The sequence below is a fragment of the Pseudomonas sp. Emmai genome, assembly GCF_055179735.1.
The window spans coordinates 3,189,942-3,205,586 of sequence record NZ_CM143685.1 but is presented as its reverse complement, the minus strand read 5'-3'; the positions used below and the strand labels follow the sequence as shown (position 1 = coordinate 3,205,586).

Sequence of the window (15,645 nt, the reverse complement as noted above, 5' to 3'; positions counted from 1 at the left end):
TTGCAGGCGCGGTGAAACTGACACAGCTTGAAACGTGACGCTAATCAATTTCTCGATAGCCCTGGGGTTCAACCGTCCGTGGAGCGAGTCAACGCCTCCCACGCGTCAATCTCCCGGGTCATGCTTGCCAGGCGTTCGCGCACCCGTTGCAGCGCATCGCTGCCGAGCAACAAATGCGCTGGCGGTGCGTCGCTGGCAATCAAGGTCAACATGGCCTGGGCGGCTTTGACCGGGTCGCCCAACTGCTTGCCGCTCTTGGCCTGGCGCGCCATGCGGATCGGGTCGAAGGTCGCGTCATAGTCGGCGATGCTGCGCTCGGAGCGGCGCATCGAGCGTCCGGCCCAATCGGTGCGAAACGAGCCCGGCGCCACCGCCGTGACCGCGATGCCGAACGGTTTGAGTTCTTTGCTCAAGGTGTCTGATACCCCTTCCAGGGCAAACTTGCTGCCGCAGTAATAGGCAATGCCGGGCATGGTGATAAAGCCGCCCATGGAAGTGATGTTGATGATGTGCCCGGCCCGACGCTGACGGAAGAACGGCACGAACGCCTTGGTCACGGCCACGGCGCCGAACACGTTGACATCGAACTGTTGGCGCATCTCTTCCAGCGCCGATTCCTCGAAAATCCCTTCATGGCCGTAACCGGCGTTGTTGACCAGCACGTCCACCGGACCGAGGGTGTTTTCGACTTCAGCGACGACCGCGTCGATGGCGCTGAAGTCGGTGACATCCAGGCAGCGGCCGAAAGCGTTTTTCGACGGGTGCTGTTCAAACTCGATGCGCGCCGTTTCGCTGCGCACGGTGCCGATCACCCGGTGGCCTGCGGCCAGGGCTTCGTTAGCCAGCGCCTGGCCAAAGCCACTGCTGACACCGGTGATGAAGAGGGTTTTGGTGGTCGTCATGGTCGCGTTCTCCTGTGATGTGTTGGCCATGATAGGGCGGCCACGGCGACGGCTGAACGCCGATTACTGTGGGGCTTTTGCCTAATCCTATGAGGCGATTGATTTGCGGCTCGCAGCGGTTCACATTCGAGCCTTGTGTTATCGGGCGGAGAGGTCTTTTGAGCGATTCAGGCGTAGATCAAAACGATTGCCAGATACAGACGATTGCGCTGCTGGCGAAACTCGCCCCGGATGAGGGTTACAACCTCACGGCCCTGGCCGATGTGCGTTTGCTGCGCTCCAACCGGGCGCTGGAACGCACACCGGTGCTCTATGATCCGGGCATCGTCATCGTCTGTCAGGGCCGCAAACGCGGGTACTGGGGCGACGCGACGTACCTCTACGATGCCCAACACTATCTGGCCGTTGCCGTGCCCGTGCCGTTCACCATGGAAACCGACGCCAGTGCCGAGGAGCCGCTGCTGGCGATCTATTTTCATCTGGATTTCAACCTCGCCGCCGACCTGATGCTGCAACTCGACGACCAACCCGTCGCCGAACCCAAAGGCATGTATGCCTCGCCGATGGAACCGCGCCTGAGCCAATCGGTGCTGCGCCTGCTGGAAGCCCTCGACTCGCCACTGGACGGTCGCCTGCTTGGGCCGGCGCTGGTGCGGGAAATCTACTATCGAATCCTCACCGGCGCCCAAGGCGGGTCAATGCGCGCCGCCCTCGCCGCTCGCGGGCAATTCGGACGCATCTCCCGGGCCCTGCGCAAAATCCACGGCAGCCTCGGCGAACGGCTCGACGTCGAACACCTGGCCGCGCAAGCGAACATGAGCGTGCCGACCTTCCACGCGCACTTCAAAGCCGTCACCCACACCTCGCCCATGCAGTACCTGAAATCCACACGCCTGCACCAGGCGCGGCTGTTGATGGTGCGCAACGGCTACAGCGTGGCGCGGGCGGCGGCGGACGTCGGGTATGAAAGCGGCTCGCAGTTCAGTCGCGAGTTCAAAAGGCTGTTTGGCCGCACGCCTACCGAGGAAGTGGCGCGGATGAAAGGTGCGTTTGCGCTGCCGCCGCCGGTAGAAAATTCGGTGTTTGTGTCGTCGCATTGAGCGGTTAAAGTGCCGGGCCATCACGGCGAAATACCCCAACCTCTGGAGCGCAAAATGGACATTGCAAACATCCCCTTCGGCACCACCGACTGGTCGCAGATCCCACCTACCGAACACCCGGGAGAAACCGGCAGTGCGTTATGGCGCACCCAGCAGTTCGGGGCGATTCGGGTGCGCATCGTCGAGTACACGCCGGGCTACCTGGCCGATCACTGGTGCTCCAAGGGTCATGTGCTGTTTTGTCTTGAAGGCGAACTGCATACCGAGCTGGAGGATGGTCGCCAATTCGTCCTTACACCTGGCATGAGTTATCAGGTGGCGGACAACGCCGAGGCCCATCGATCCTCGACGGCCGTTGGTGCCAGATTGTTTATCGTCGACTGAAATCTCCCGTGGGAGCGAGCCTGTTCGCGAAGGCGGCGACACATCCAACATCAATACTTCAGGCGCTGTTTCTCAATCCACTTCTGGGTACTCACCTCGGTCCCTGAACATCAAATAAATCGGAGCCAGACCCGAATCTGCCGGGAAGACAACGACATAGTCATCAAACCGGACCTCCTCGGCTTTGGAGGATTCCAGCAATGGCACGAGAGCAGAGCGAAGGGATCCCAGTCGATACTCAGGCGCTGGCGCAATACCCGGAGTGTCTTCAAGACGGGCCGGCGCCACCCAGTTGACCGTAACAGCCGCCACACCATCGGCAGTGAAACTGAATGCGTTCAGACGCTCATCCCAAACGGCAGCTCGTACGCGGATTTTTGATGACAAACCATCGCCAGTGGTCGGGGTAATGGATACCTGAGACAGCGTCTTCGTTTCTCGCACCCCGCGAGACATCGTGCCCGGTGGCACGGAAAACTTGCCACTGTGCATTCGGAAAGGGATATCGACTTCGGCTCGAGTCGCCGCCAACCCCTGCCAATCCGCACCTTCTGTTGGCAGCAACTCGGATAAAGGCACGCTGAGCCCGAACATCTCGGTTTCGGCACGACTGGAAAAGTCGAACTGCACGACGGCGGCGTGCTCGACCTGAGGCGGTTTTGTTCCGGAAATATTTTGCCAAGTGAATTCTGCTACCGCCGAACGCAGGGCTTTTAGCAAAGGGATCCGATGAGCCTCCAACGGCTGCGAAAGCTCACCGCTGAGCAAAATGCTGGGGCGCGCATCGCCGCAGGAAAGTGGCGCGACCAATATGCCGGGAGCTTGTGTCGGGCCAACCCCTTGCGTATTGCGTTGACGAACCAGTTGCGCCTGGGCCATGACCAGCAGCGCTTCGGCCTCGACTTGCAAGCGATGGAGTGTCTGGGCGGTGGCGTTCAACGTCGACAGATAACCTGCGTGAGCAGCGCTGATTTGATGCGCGATGCTCTGCCATTGAGCCTGGTCAGAGCGGACGTAAGTGAGATCACGCTGGGCGGCGTCTTTTTTGAATTCGACCCTCATTTTCCAGAAGTCATACTTGCGGCTCGCTAACCGTGCATCCAACTCGGCGGTTTCCAGCGCACGTATATCTGCTTCTTGTTCTCGGATGTCCACTTGGGTGTTTTGCCGGCTATGAACGTGTTTTATACGCAGGTCAAAAACATGAAATGCCGCGTGGACAGCGTGCTCGGAAGTCGTCAGGTCAGCGATGATTTGTTGTACTTCAGCCAAACTCTGGGCTATACGCTTCTGCGTCATTTGCGCGGGAGTTAACGGTGCAGAAGGTCTCGCAGGTATTGGTGTCGGAACACCCTCTCCTTTGAACGCCGCACGCCCCTGGTTGTGGTGCCAGTCTTTGACGTAGTACACGACAGAGCCCGAGGAGTTCGGGTTGATATCATCTGCGGGGTAAAACAGAAGATCAGCGCCTTGAGGGTGGCCGACGATTCGGTCGAAATGATTGATTAAACGGTCGTGATCCTGTTTCGGCAGATCGACGGCCCAGATTCTGTCGACCAATGCCTGGAATTCGGGCTCTGTGTAGTTTTGAAGTGTTGCCTTAAGTTCCATCTTTTGGTTTTCCTTTATGTCAAACACATAACTTCGTCACTCAAAGGTATCTGCTCATTTTTTCTGAGCAGATACACAAAAATAACAATTAAATACTTGATTCTAGCCACGGCCCTTGTCAACTAAAGTAAAAACCAGCGTTTTAACTTTCATATCGGCAGTGTATTGAAAGACGACTTTTTTCCCAGGGTATAAGGAGCGGTCTAAAAGATAGGATTCCCAGCCACCCGTTTGCCCCATAGGATCCGGCATTCTAATGGGACCTCTTGATTCCATTGGCTGTCCAAATATTGCGTGAACTTCGGACTGAGTCATAACCGACTTATAGGGCGCAGGCAGATCGCCTTTATACTCAACAGTTGATGGCGTCGACTTTATTAACGTAACGAACAGGGTTTCAAGTCGTTTGGTTTCTGCCCAAAACGTAAGGCTCAGGCCAGCCTCCAGATTCATGTCCCGCAGGTCACAATCAGGATACAACGTTTCTAACGGTTGCTCCGGTGTTATCAGTCCTCTGCCCACGAGTTCTTCATAACTTTCCCCTAAGTTTCTTGTCCATTGGTTTACCGTTGCGATGTCCATCAATACCACCCCTGCTCTATATGAAGTTCATGGAGTTTCAAGCGAACCGCCTCGATTGAGGCCTCGTCAAATCCGTGCTGTAACAACCCTTCTTTTAATGCATTAAAATTAGCATCAACCGCGCGTTTGAGATCGTCCGCATCCTGCATTTGTTTTTCCAGATTATTCCGTCCGCCATAAGTTTCGCTGAATTTTCTATGGACTTCAGAAGGTATCGCGACGCTAGGGGCTCGCCTTACGAAATCCCTCCTTTCCATATAACTAATATCCGGAAACGCGTATATCAAATGAATCTCCAAAGCCTTGCGCGAAGGAATGTGATCAATATCCAATCCATCCCCCCTGCTCCGGCCACTGAGTTCGTTATAAGGGCCAACCTCCAACGGCTCCACCGGAGGGCCGACAAACACCAACCCCGGCGACGGCAACTCCATATCCCCCGGGAACCCCGGAATATTGGCACCGACCTGCCCTTGATCAACAGCCGGAAACGTCTCGTTCTGCGGTAGGACGGGGACGATAGGTCCGCCGGCGTAAACCCCAGGCGCTGTCGGTGTGATGGGCAAACGTGTAGGACCGAGTTGGTCGATGCCCGGTGGCACCAGGGGCGTCCAGGTGCCCGAGCCAACAGGGCGGATCGGCCACGGCACGACTGCCGGCAATATCCCCAGCTGTCCCTGGGTACTTTTCGGCGTGGTGATGGTGATCTTGTCGAGGTTGAAGGGGTTTTCGCCAAGTTCCCGATAACGCAGTTCAAATTCACGTCGCTCCCCGACCCAAGTGCTTTTGGGGGCATAGGGCGCGAAACCTTGTTCGAGGCGTTTTTGGTTCACCTCATCGAGTTGAGCGGCGAGCGCCTGCTGCTCGCCGAGGGTTCGCCAGAATGTTGCGTCGAAAGCCGCGAGCGAGTTGATTTCCCGGCCACGCAACTGATCGCCAATCTGCGCCGGTATTTGCGCACCCTGACCGACTGTTTTCCACCAGTCAGCGTTGGCCGGCTGGCCACTTCCAATGACGATGCCTGAGCCCTGGGGAGGCAGGTTGAAAGACACGTAAGTCGGCGGCAGGCCAGGCACGCAAATAATGCAGTCGTGAATGCGCAAGTCGACACCTGCCGGCACATCCTGGACTGGAGCCGCCAGAACTCCCAACCGCGCTGGACTCGTACGGGTTACCGGCGCAGAAGTATCTGGCGTGAATTGCAGTTGGCGAGTCAGAGACCCGGGAACCTCTGCGCTATAGAACCCGGTGAGCGAGTCGAGTACGGCGTTGATGACGGGTACACGCTGATCGACACCATGACCGGTGCTGATGGCGACGATTGCCGCACCTTGCGGCACGGTTTCAGCTCTGAGTCGGTACGCGATCTCTACCGAACCACCCGCATCGGCAATCGCTTGCAGCGCTTGAGGGTTCTCCAGGCCCAACGCCTTTGCAGGAATGGAGACTGACTGGAACTCGCGCTGACGTTGCTCGGCACTCAACTCGCCATCACCCAACGTCGGCGAATACACCATTGCCGTGACGAAAACCGGCCCGGTCCTTGCCGCGATGCGTCCGAAATCCTTGAGGGTTTCGCCAGCAGCCTCGACAGCTTTCTCAAGCACAGCAGCGACTTCTTGCGCGATGAGCACACCCTCTCGGGTCCATATCATCCCGCCAGCGGCAAGAGAGGACGCAGGCGCAGTCAGCGTATTGGCCTGTTTGATTCGCCCTAAGCGAGCATCTTCATCGGCCTGCTGCTTGAAGCGAATTCGCGCCTCACGCTGTTCGGCGTACTGCCGGTAGCGCTCCCAGACAGCCTCTCTTTCACGCCACACAACTGTCTGCTCGGCGTGATGCCTGGCTAGCGCAGTGGACTTGTCTGTGAGTGCGTTGATTTGCGCCGAAAGCAGTCGGGCTTCATGGGCTGCGTTGTAAGCGTTTTCCCAAATCTGATGCCCGTCATTCAGCGCTTGGCCGAACGCCCCCAGGCGCGTCAGGTAGTCGTTCGATGTACGGGTAAACGGATCATGCCCATCGAACGATCGGGCAACCGCATTCTTCGCATGCAGCTCTGCGGTTTTGCGGGCGATCAGCCCGTCGACTTCATTCTTTTCCTTGGTAATGACATACAGCTGCCAGCGTTCACTGGAGCCAAAGATGGGCGGCCGTCGCGCTGCGGATATTTCCTGTGCGAGGGACGGCGCGAGTTGCGCGGCCTTGGCTGCAAAACTTCGGTCTGCCTCAGCTCGTATGGCGTCATGACGTTGCGCCAACGAACCCAGAAACTGATGAAGGGCCTGAACGCGCGCCTGTTCTTGAGCCTGCGCGGCAGCGGCCTGAGCCCGTGCCGCCTCGGCCTGAGCCGCCGCCGCTGCTTGCGCCTGGGCTTTTTCCTTTGCCTGACGATCAGCTTCTATAGCTCGTCTGCGAGCCTTCTGCTTTCTCTTGCTGGTCCTGCCGAAACCACCTGAAACACCACCGCCACCACCAAAACCTCCGCTGAAACCACCACCCGAAGATGAGGGCCCCGACCTGATGACGACGTCCCCTGTTGATCCATCCTTAAATGTTTGTGCCATACAGTCACTCCTTGTCTGTATGGCGCAGCATGTCGATGGAGCGTTGGGTGGGTGCGGTACATAGTTATTGCAGGAGGTTTATTTTTTGAGCGGACGTGCAGTCATCCGTCGGAGCGAGTAAAGGGTGTATGACTCACTAAAAACTCAATAAACACCCGCAACTTCGGCGGCACCTGCCGCCCGGACGGCCAGAGCAGATTGAACTGGCCCTTCTCCCAGGTGAAGTCCTCCAGCACCTCCACCAACCGGCCATCGGCCAGGGCCTCGCGCACCACAAAGTCGGCGGCATACGTCAGGCCGAGGCCTTGAATGGCGAGGTCCATGCGTCCTTCCACCGAATTGCAAATCATGGAGCGCGGCAGTTCCAGCTCAACGGGCTGATCGTCCCGATTGAACAGCCACGCCTGCAACTTGCCGGACTTGGGAAAGCGGAAATGGATGCAGGCATGCTGGTGCAGATCTTCCGGCTGCTGCGGCACACCGTGGCGAGCCAGGTAGGCGGGCGATCCGACCGTGAGCATCCGATAAGTGCCCAACGGCCGCGCGGATAGCCCGGAGTCCCTGGGCACGCCGCTGCGGATGACCGCGTCGAAGCCTTCGGTGATGACATCGGTCAGGCGATCCGTGAATTCAAGGTCGAGCTGAATCTGCGGATAGCGCGATTGAAACTCGCCGACAATCGACACAAAGGGTTTGGCGATCATCGGCAGGCTGACGCGCAGCGGCGAGACGGTCGCTGGGCTTTCACCGAACGCCGGTTCGAGTTGCACTTCCTGACACCATTGGCCGGTTGGAAAGCCGTCGCCAGCACTGAAGCTTCGGCCTAGGCTTCGTCATCGTCAGCAACCTTTTATCTGTATATCCATACAGATAAAGGTTGCCCCAATCAAAATCCCTGCGCATTCTGTACGCCTTCTTCAAACCGACTTGAACGATGGTGGTTATGCAGCTGTACCTCTGTGAAAAACCTTCCCAGGCCAAAGACATTGCGGCAGTGCTCGGCGCCAAGCGCCGGGGCGACGGTTGCTGGCTGGGAACGAACGTCACGGTGACCTGGTGCATCGGCCATCTGCTGGAAACCGCTCCGCCGGATGCCTACGACGCGCGCTACAAGCGCTGGGTGCTGGCGGACCTGCCAATCATCCCCGACAAGTGGAAGATGACCGTCAAACCGCGCACCGCCAGCCAGTTCAAAGCGGTCAAACGCTTGCTCGGCGAAGCCACAGAGCTGGTAATCGCCACCGACGCCGACCGCGAGGGCGAGATGATCGCCCGGGAACTGGTGGAGCATTGCCGTTATCGCGGGCCGATCCAGCGGTTGTGGCTGTCGGCGTTGGACGATGCGTCGATCCGCAAGGCCTTGGCGGCGCTCAAGCCGGGGGCCGAAACCTTCAGTCTCTATCATTCGGCGCTGGGCCGTTCCCGGGCCGACTGGCTGATCGGCATGAACATGAGTCGGCTGTTCACCCTGCTGGGCCGGCAGTCCGGTTATCAAGGGGTGCTGCCGGTGGGTCGCGTGCAAACGCCGACCTTGCGCCTGGTGGTGGATCGGGATCGCAGCATTGCCGATTTCGTCCCCGTCGCCTATTGGGCCATCGACGTGCAACTGCTGCACGATGGCACCGCGTTCACCGCCCAGTGGCGTGCAGCTTCCGATGTGTGTGACGATCAGGATCGCTGTCTGAATCAGGCCCTGGCGCAGCAAGCGGCAGCGGCGATGAGCGGCGCGGCGAGCGCCCGGGTGATCAAGCTGCGCACCGAGCGCATGCGAGAAATCGCGCCGTTGCCGTTCGATCTGGGCACCTTGCAGGAAGTCTGCTCGAAGAAACTTGGCCTCGGTGCCCAGGAAACCCTCGATATCGCCCAGGCGCTCTACGAAACCCACAAAGTCATCACTTACCCGCGCAGCGATTGCGGGTTCCTGCCCGTCAGCCAGCACAGCGAAGCTCCCGGTATTCTCGCGGCGCTGCGCCAGGCCGATCCGAGCCTGAACGCGTTGAACGAGCATCTGCAGCCTCAACGCCGCTCACGGGCCTGGAACGATGCCAAGGTCAGCGCGCACCACGGCATCATCCCCACCGCCGCCGCGAAAAACCTCGAACGGCTGGTTGGCAAGCAGCGGGCGGTCTACACCTTGATCCGCGCACGTTATCTGGCGCAGTTCCTGCCCAACCATGAATATGACCGCACCCAGGCCGACTTCGACTGTGCCGGTGAAGCCTTGCGCGCCGTGGGCAAGCAGATCGTCGAACCGGGCTGGAAACGTGCCCTGCCCGAAGCCCTCGCCCCGGCCAAGGGCCGTGAGGCGCCAGCGCCGCAAACCCTGCCGGCCTTGGCCGAAGGACGGGATTGCGCGGTGGACGAGGTCAAACTCAAGGACCTCTGGACTCAACCACCCAAGCCATTCACCGAGGGCGACCTGATCAAGGCGATGAAGAACGTCGCCAAACTGGTGGAAGACCCGCTGCTCAAGCAGAAACTCAAGGACACCACCGGGATCGGCACCGAAGCGACCCGCGCCTCGATCATTCAGGGCCTGCTCGACCGGGGCTACCTGGTGAAGAATGGCAAGGCCCTGGCCGCAACGCCGGCAGCGTTCAGCCTGATCGACGCCGTACCGCGGGCCATCGCCGATCCGGGCACCACGGCGATCTGGGAACAGGCCCTGGACATGGTGCAAAGCGGTGAAATGAGCCTGGAAGAATTCGTCACCAAACAGGCGGCGTGGATGAGCAAGCAAGTCGCCCGTTGCGCCGGCCTGAGCATGACCATCAGCGGCCCGGCGAGCCCGGCCGGTCGCGGCGCCACGCCGTGGAAGAAAAAACGCAAGGCCACGGCGCGCAAACCGGCGACCGGCGCCAAGCGCGCCGCCAAACCAGCGAGCAAAGCGTAATGGGTGGGCAGCCAGGCAACAACGGGGCGTTTTAGATTGACGCAAGCTCTTGATTCAACACTTGCCTTTAAGACTCAGCAAAAGGGCGCCTTAACCGGGCGCCATTGAAGATGAGCATACCCTGCCCCGGCCAGCGCTCTTCGCTTCGTAGAGTTGCTTGTCTGCTGCTTCTATCAAGGCCTGGCATTCAAGATCACCCGAGGGTGTCAAGGTGGCGACGCCTAGTGAAATAGTCACCACACGATCAACATCAGACGCAGAATGCTCGATATCCAATGCCCTGACACCCGCTTGCATTCGTGTCGCAATCTCGACCGCTCCAGAAAGATCAGTATTGGGCAAAACGCAGGCAAACTCTTCGCCGCCATAACGAGCCAGCAGATCGTAGGGGCGTCTAACCGTTTCAGCTAATGCCTGGGCAACGGCTCTCAGACAGCCGTCTCCAGCCTGGTGCCCATATCGATCGTTGTAGCGTTTAAAAAAATCGACATCCGCCAAGATCAGCGACAGCGGCTTTTGCTCTCGAAAGCACTGGCGCCAATCGGCGGAAAGGTCCTCATCGAATTTGCGCCGATTGGCCACCCCGGTAAGGCCATCCATCAGCGCCATGGTCCGTAGCAGATCGCTCTGTAACTTCAGGGTCAGATGTGTTCGCACCCGAGCTTTAACAATAACTGGATTGATGGGTTTGCTGATGAAATCCACCGCACCCAGCTCCAGGCCCAGCAGCTCCTCTGACTCCTGTTGCTGTGCGGTAATGAAGATGATGGGAATGCCTTGGGTAGCCGGGTCAGCCTTGAGTCGACGGCATACTTCATACCCGTCCATGCCCTCCATGACCACATCCAGCAGTATCAAATCAGGCTGTTGAGCCTGGCATACGGTGATCGCCTGTTCACCACTGGTGGCCATAAAGACATCAGAGTCCTCACGAAACAGCTCATGCAGTACCCGGATATTCGTCGGCTGATCATCGACAATGAGCAATTTTGGACGGCTGTGGGGATGCGGCAACCAGGTTTCCATCGATTGTTTCATCAGGCAGATCTCAGCAGGTCACGACCGATCGGCATCGCGGCCGAAAAGTCCAGCGACTGGACCCTGGCCACCAATTCGTCGAACCGGGGTCGCAGGGATGGCGGGGTTTTTGCCACCAATGCGTCGGTCAATTCCAGGGCGTGAAGATTACCCGCCTCCAGCAATAGCAAAATCTCTTCAAGGGATTGCTTCCACTGTGTCGGTTTCATGATTTCGTTGCCAGTACTGATCTTTGCTGGCGGGCTCTGACCAAAGTCGACAGTCATCTGCTCAAGACTGAGTTGCAGTAACCTGCTTAATTCGTCAAACCAGGCGACGTCAGCAAAGATGTCCGCCGCAGACGCTGGATCTTTTAATCTGTGCTCCAGATTACCAGCCAGCATTGACAGCGCCTTGGCCCCCATGGTGCCGCTGCTGCCTTTAATGGTATGGAGCACGAAAGCGGCCCCCGCTGCGTCTTGTTGCTGGATCTGTTCGTGCAACCGGATCAGCTGTTTTTCCAGCTCCGGGCCGAAGTTTTTCAGCACGATGCGGATCAAATCGAGGTCGCCACCAAAACGATCAACGATTGACGCCCGGGAATCCATAATGCCTTCGCCCATCATGGTTTGCCCCAGGCCTGAAACTGCCTGGATGCCCTCACGGCCCACCTGCAAGAGCAGCGTTGCGACAAGTTGTTCCAGGTCGATGGGCTTGCCAACATGCTCATTCATCCCGGCGGCAAAACACGCCTCACGGTCGCTACTAGAGGCATTGGCGGTCATCGCCACGATCGGAAGCGTTGCAAAACGCGGGTTTGATCGAATGCGACGGGTCGCCTCCAAGCCATCAATATCCGGCATCTGGATGTCCATCAATACAACGTCGAAGCGCTCACTCATCACCTTGCTGACACCCTCCAGTCCGCCTTCCGCCAGCCTCACCTCCGCGCCTTCCCTTGTCAGTAACTCATCGGCAACCTGGCGATTGAGCATATTGTCCTCCACCACCAACAGCCGCAGCCCGGCCAGGCGCTTGGGCCGGTCAACCGTTGACCGGGAAAGAGGGGAATGCAGCAGGTCTTTGCCGTTGAGTGCTCGCTGAACAGCATCGGCCAGCTGCTTGGGAGTGACAGGTTTAGTGAGAAAACCCACAAAGGGAGCTTCTCCCGCCTGGTGGGCGTCGGCCAATACTTCGCGGCCGTAAGCAGTGATCATAATGACCACCGGCGGTGGCACACCGTTACCCTGCTGATGGATCAATTGCGCAGCGCTCAGCCCATCCATATCGGACATCCGCCAGTCCATCAGCACCACGTCGTAGGCATTACCTGACGCCTGGGCGTTCTTCACCCATTCCACCGCTTGCGTGCCACCACTCACGCCGTCAGCTTTCCATCCCAATGCATGAACGGTTCGCAACAGCAATTCACCCGCCATGGCGTTGTCGTCGACGACCAGAATCCGTATGGACGCATCGGCTTCAGGGTGGGTGGATTTCGGCAGAGACGCTGGCGCTACATCCAGAGTGATATCGAACCAGAAACGACTCCCCACACCTTGCTGGCTTTGCACCTGAAGTTCACCGCCCATTAACGCGACCAACCGCTTGCAGATCACCAGGCCCAGGCCTGTACCACCAAAGCGCCGGGAAGTTGAAGCCTCGGCCTGAGTGAAGCCTTCAAAAATACGCTGAAGTTGTTCCGGGCTGATACCGACACCCGTATCAGAAACGGCGATGCGCAAGCTCACAGTGTTTTCCGTGCGCAGCCGTTGTTCAACGCTGACCACGATCTGGCCTTCCAAAGTGAACTTGAGGGCATTACCCGCCAGGTTGATCAGCACCTGTTGCAATCGCAGGCTATCGCCAATCAGATCGTTGGGTAAATTGGAGTCCAGGTCGAACATGACCTCGACTTCTTTCTGGCCCTGGTTGCCTGCCAGCACGACGGCGAGGTCACGCATGAGCGTTTCGAGCTCGAAGGGATGCACATCGAGTTGCAGTTTGCCCGCCTCAATCTTGGAGTAATCGAGGATGTCATTGAGCAAACCCAACAGTGATCTCGCTGCGGACTGCGCTTTGCTCACATAATCGAGTTGGCGACCATCCAGGTCGGTGTTCTGCACCAACTGCAACATACCCAGCACGGCGTTCATCGGTGTGCGTATCTCATGACTCATGTTGGCCAGGAAGGCAGACTTGGCCGCACTTCCTGCATCGGCCTGTTCCTTGGCGTGAAGCAGATGGGACTCGAGTTCGCGCTGGGCAGTGATGTCCCGATTGATACCGGTCACGCGCAAAGCTTCACCGCCCGGACCGCGTTCTATCTGCGCGCCGGCCTGTATGAAACGGATCTGGCCGTCGGGGCGAACGACACGGAAAATGGTGTCATACACATCCGTGCCCTCGACAGCACCCTTCAACTTTGCAGCCGCGGCCACAACATCATCTGGGTGAACACGCGAGTACCAGTGCTCATAACCCAGGCCGGTATTGCGCAACGACAAAGGCTGCCCGTAGAACTCAAACATGCGGTCATTCCACTTCAAGGCATTGTCAGTCAAGGTCCAGGACCAGACGCCCAGTTCGGCGACTTCAGCCGCCATCAGCAGCTGATCGTGCACCGCCATCAGTTCGCTGCGTTGTTCCAGTGTTGTCTTCAGGCTCGCAGCCAGTTCCTTTTCTGCCGCTTTACGTTCGGTAATGTCTACGGCGATACCCAGGTAACCGCTCAACACCCCCTCGGCGTCGCGCATGGAAGTGACCACCAGCGTGACAGGAACCCGCAAGCCATCCTTGCGTATGTAAGTCCACTCTCGGGTTTCTGCGCCTTCAAGCTCAGGTTTATGGGTAAGCACACGAAAACCGTTGATGGGCTGAGCGTACTCCTCGCTCAGCTCTACACCACGGGCAGCCACGTCTTCGGGTACATGGAAGAGCGCGGGGGTGTCTTTGCCTACTAACTCCTCGGCGTCATAACCCAACAAATGCTCGGCACCTTTGTTGAACACTCTGATAACGCCATCGAGATCCGTCGCAATGATCGAAACCTCGGTAGCCGAGCGTAGCACCGTGCCCAACAGCAGATTGAGATGCCGCAACTCGGAAGTTCGCTGCGCAACCTGCTCCTCAAGGTTGGAATTGAGTTCGAGAATCCGGGCCTCAGCTGCTTTTTTCTCCGAGATATCCCTTAAGGTCTTGGAGGCCCCAACGACGCGACCACCCTCGCCATAAATGGGTGAAATGCTGGCGGAGACATCGATCAGTCGCTGGTCTTTGTGATGGCGTTGGGTGTCAAAGCTACCGATACGCTCTCCCGCCCTGATGCGCGCAAGGATATGAGCTTCCTCGGTGACAAGTGCTGCCGGAACAATCAAATCGGCGAGCGTCTGCCCCACCGCTTCCTCGGCGGTGTACCCAAATAGGTACTCGGCACCTTTGTTCCAGTTGGTGACGACGCCATCGAGTGACTTTCCGATAATGCCATCTGCCGAGCTTTCAACGATGGAAGCCAGCCTTGCCTGCTCGGCAAATATCTGCCGCCGACGTTGACGGCTGACGCTCACGACACTCGCCAGGGTCGCCAGAAGCAGCGTGAGCAAACCACCGAAAAACAGCACAATTTTTGGTGAGACCTGGTGTAGGCGCTGAATGAACAGCGCGTTTGCGTCGAGTTCGATTTTCCACCGTTTCCCGTAGACCTCGAACTCCATCTGATGGGTCATCAGTGTTTCACGGCGAGCCGAGTCGTCGGTGCTTTCATAAAACAGCGTCTCTTGTCCTGGGACGGTGATATCCCTTAATCGTAGATGTACCGTCTCATTTTCTATGCGCAGGCCTCTGAGTACCTCCTCCGTGCGCAACACGACATAGCTCCAGCCAAAAGCGGCGGCCTCGCGTTCAGCAGCAGTTGCCGGAGTCACTGCGCCACGAAAGATGGGTAACAACACCAGGAAGGACTGCTGCGGTTTCCCCTGGGCCTGTATAAGCGTTATGGGCCCAGTGATCCGTGCCGCACCGCTTTGTATCGAGGATTGTGCAGCCTCTCGCCGCGATGTTTCCGAAGCGATGTCCAAGCCAATTGCAGGCTGGTTACCCTCAACCGGGTCGACATACTGGACAACGTAACGCTCGCCTGAATGGGGCGAGAATTGGCGAATGGAGAAATCAGCTTTTCCGTCGGCCCGGGCATGCTTGAGAAAGTCGCTTTCATCCTGCTCCAGGACACGCCTGATAAAGCCCAAGGCACTTGCGCCGGGGAACTCGACAGCGAGGTCGCGCGTTTGATTATATTGATCAAAAATCTCACGACTGACGCCATGCTCACCCGCCGTCAGCACCGCTCCACGAGCGCCCCGCAATCCGTATTGGTAAAGATTAAGGCGAGTTAAAACCAAATCTGCGGCTTCGTCGGTGGCCGCTACGATCGCTTCTTGAGCCTGCTGTTGGTTAACGCGGTCAAGGATCCAGCCGCCTAGAATGCTTGCCCCCGCCCCCACCGCCAGAGTGATGACCACTCCCCAGCTCAATGCAAAAAACTTATGCTTTCTCACCCGCATTGCCCCGTTGCAGAAGACCTGCAAGCCTTTAAT

General features: G+C 58.2%; 10 protein-coding genes. 3 read left to right on the top strand and 7 right to left on the bottom strand.

From position 1 onward, the window contains the following. Positions 1 to 68: 68 nt before the first annotated feature. Positions 69 to 902, bottom strand: a complete 834-nt coding sequence (locus tag ACY4LX_RS14800) for an oxidoreductase (RefSeq protein ID WP_463260366.1) — start codon at positions 900 to 902, stop codon at positions 69 to 71. Between the two features lie 158 nt (positions 903 to 1,060). Between ACY4LX_RS14800 and ACY4LX_RS14795 the strand changes: the two genes are divergently transcribed. Further along, on the top strand, positions 1,061 to 2,002 hold the full coding sequence (locus ACY4LX_RS14795; protein WP_463260365.1) for an AraC family transcriptional regulator: 942 nt from the start codon (positions 1,061 to 1,063) through the stop codon (positions 2,000 to 2,002). 54 nt (positions 2,003 to 2,056) lie between these two features. Then, on the top strand, positions 2,057 to 2,386 hold the full coding sequence (locus tag ACY4LX_RS14790; protein ID WP_149658420.1) for a DHCW motif cupin fold protein: 330 nt from the start codon (positions 2,057 to 2,059) through the stop codon (positions 2,384 to 2,386). 72 nt (positions 2,387 to 2,458) lie between these two features. Here the strand turns inward: ACY4LX_RS14790 and ACY4LX_RS14785 are convergent, their stop codons facing one another. The 4 genes from ACY4LX_RS14785 to ACY4LX_RS14770 form a co-directional block, all read right to left on the bottom strand. Then, positions 2,459 to 3,997, bottom strand: coding sequence for a bacteriocin immunity protein (locus tag ACY4LX_RS14785; protein WP_463260364.1), 1,539 nt, complete (start codon positions 3,995 to 3,997; stop codon positions 2,459 to 2,461). A 102-nt stretch (positions 3,998 to 4,099) separates the two neighbouring features. Continuing rightward, positions 4,100 to 4,579: a DUF6392 family protein gene (locus ACY4LX_RS14780; protein WP_463260363.1), complete on the bottom strand. Its 480-nt coding sequence runs from the start codon at positions 4,577 to 4,579 to the stop codon at positions 4,100 to 4,102. Then, complete coding sequence (locus tag ACY4LX_RS14775) at positions 4,579 to 7,143, bottom strand: S-type pyocin domain-containing protein (RefSeq protein ID WP_463260362.1); 2,565 nt, start codon at positions 7,141 to 7,143, stop codon at positions 4,579 to 4,581. Before ACY4LX_RS14775 ends, ACY4LX_RS14780 begins: the two co-directional genes overlap by 1 nt. Before the next feature lie 101 nt (positions 7,144 to 7,244). Next, on the bottom strand, positions 7,245 to 7,913 hold the full coding sequence (locus ACY4LX_RS14770; protein WP_463260361.1) for a LysR substrate-binding domain-containing protein: 669 nt from the start codon (positions 7,911 to 7,913) through the stop codon (positions 7,245 to 7,247). Between the two features lie 173 nt (positions 7,914 to 8,086). Here ACY4LX_RS14770 and ACY4LX_RS14765 point away from each other — a divergent pair, with 173 nt between their 5' ends. Continuing rightward, positions 8,087 to 10,036 (top strand): DNA topoisomerase III, encoded by a 1,950-nt coding sequence (locus tag ACY4LX_RS14765; protein ID WP_463260360.1) that lies wholly within the window; start codon positions 8,087 to 8,089, stop codon positions 10,034 to 10,036. Positions 10,037 to 10,126: 90 nt separating this feature from the next. Here the strand turns inward: ACY4LX_RS14765 and ACY4LX_RS14760 are convergent, their stop codons facing one another. Together ACY4LX_RS14760 and ACY4LX_RS14755 are read right to left on the bottom strand one after the other, a co-directional pair. After that, complete coding sequence (locus ACY4LX_RS14760; RefSeq protein ID WP_463260359.1) at positions 10,127 to 11,074, bottom strand: diguanylate cyclase; 948 nt, start codon at positions 11,072 to 11,074, stop codon at positions 10,127 to 10,129. Then, entirely contained in the window at positions 11,074 to 15,612 is a 4,539-nt protein-coding gene (locus tag ACY4LX_RS14755) for a PAS domain-containing hybrid sensor histidine kinase/response regulator (protein ID WP_463260599.1), read from the bottom strand. The genes ACY4LX_RS14760 and ACY4LX_RS14755 overlap by 1 nt, the downstream gene beginning before the upstream one ends. Between the last annotated feature and the right edge of the window lie 33 nt (positions 15,613 to 15,645).

Coding starts and splice junctions, on each gene's coding strand:
- ACY4LX_RS14780 (WP_463260363.1), bottom strand. CDS start 4,579: ATGGACATCGCAACGGTAAACCAATGGACAAGAAACTTAGGGGAAAGT.
- ACY4LX_RS14760 (WP_463260359.1), bottom strand. CDS start 11,074: ATGAAACAATCGATGGAAACCTGGTTGCCGCATCCCCACAGCCGTCCA.
- ACY4LX_RS14800 (WP_463260366.1), bottom strand. CDS start 902: ATGACGACCACCAAAACCCTCTTCATCACCGGTGTCAGCAGTGGCTTT.
- ACY4LX_RS14785 (WP_463260364.1), bottom strand. CDS start 3,997: ATGGAACTTAAGGCAACACTTCAAAACTACACAGAGCCCGAATTCCAG.
- ACY4LX_RS14765 (WP_463260360.1), top strand. CDS start 8,087: ATGCAGCTGTACCTCTGTGAAAAACCTTCCCAGGCCAAAGACATTGCG.
- ACY4LX_RS14790 (WP_149658420.1), top strand. CDS start 2,057: ATGGACATTGCAAACATCCCCTTCGGCACCACCGACTGGTCGCAGATC.
- ACY4LX_RS14775 (WP_463260362.1), bottom strand. CDS start 7,143: ATGGCACAAACATTTAAGGATGGATCAACAGGGGACGTCGTCATCAGG.
- ACY4LX_RS14755 (WP_463260599.1), bottom strand. CDS start 15,612: ATGCGGGTGAGAAAGCATAAGTTTTTTGCATTGAGCTGGGGAGTGGTC.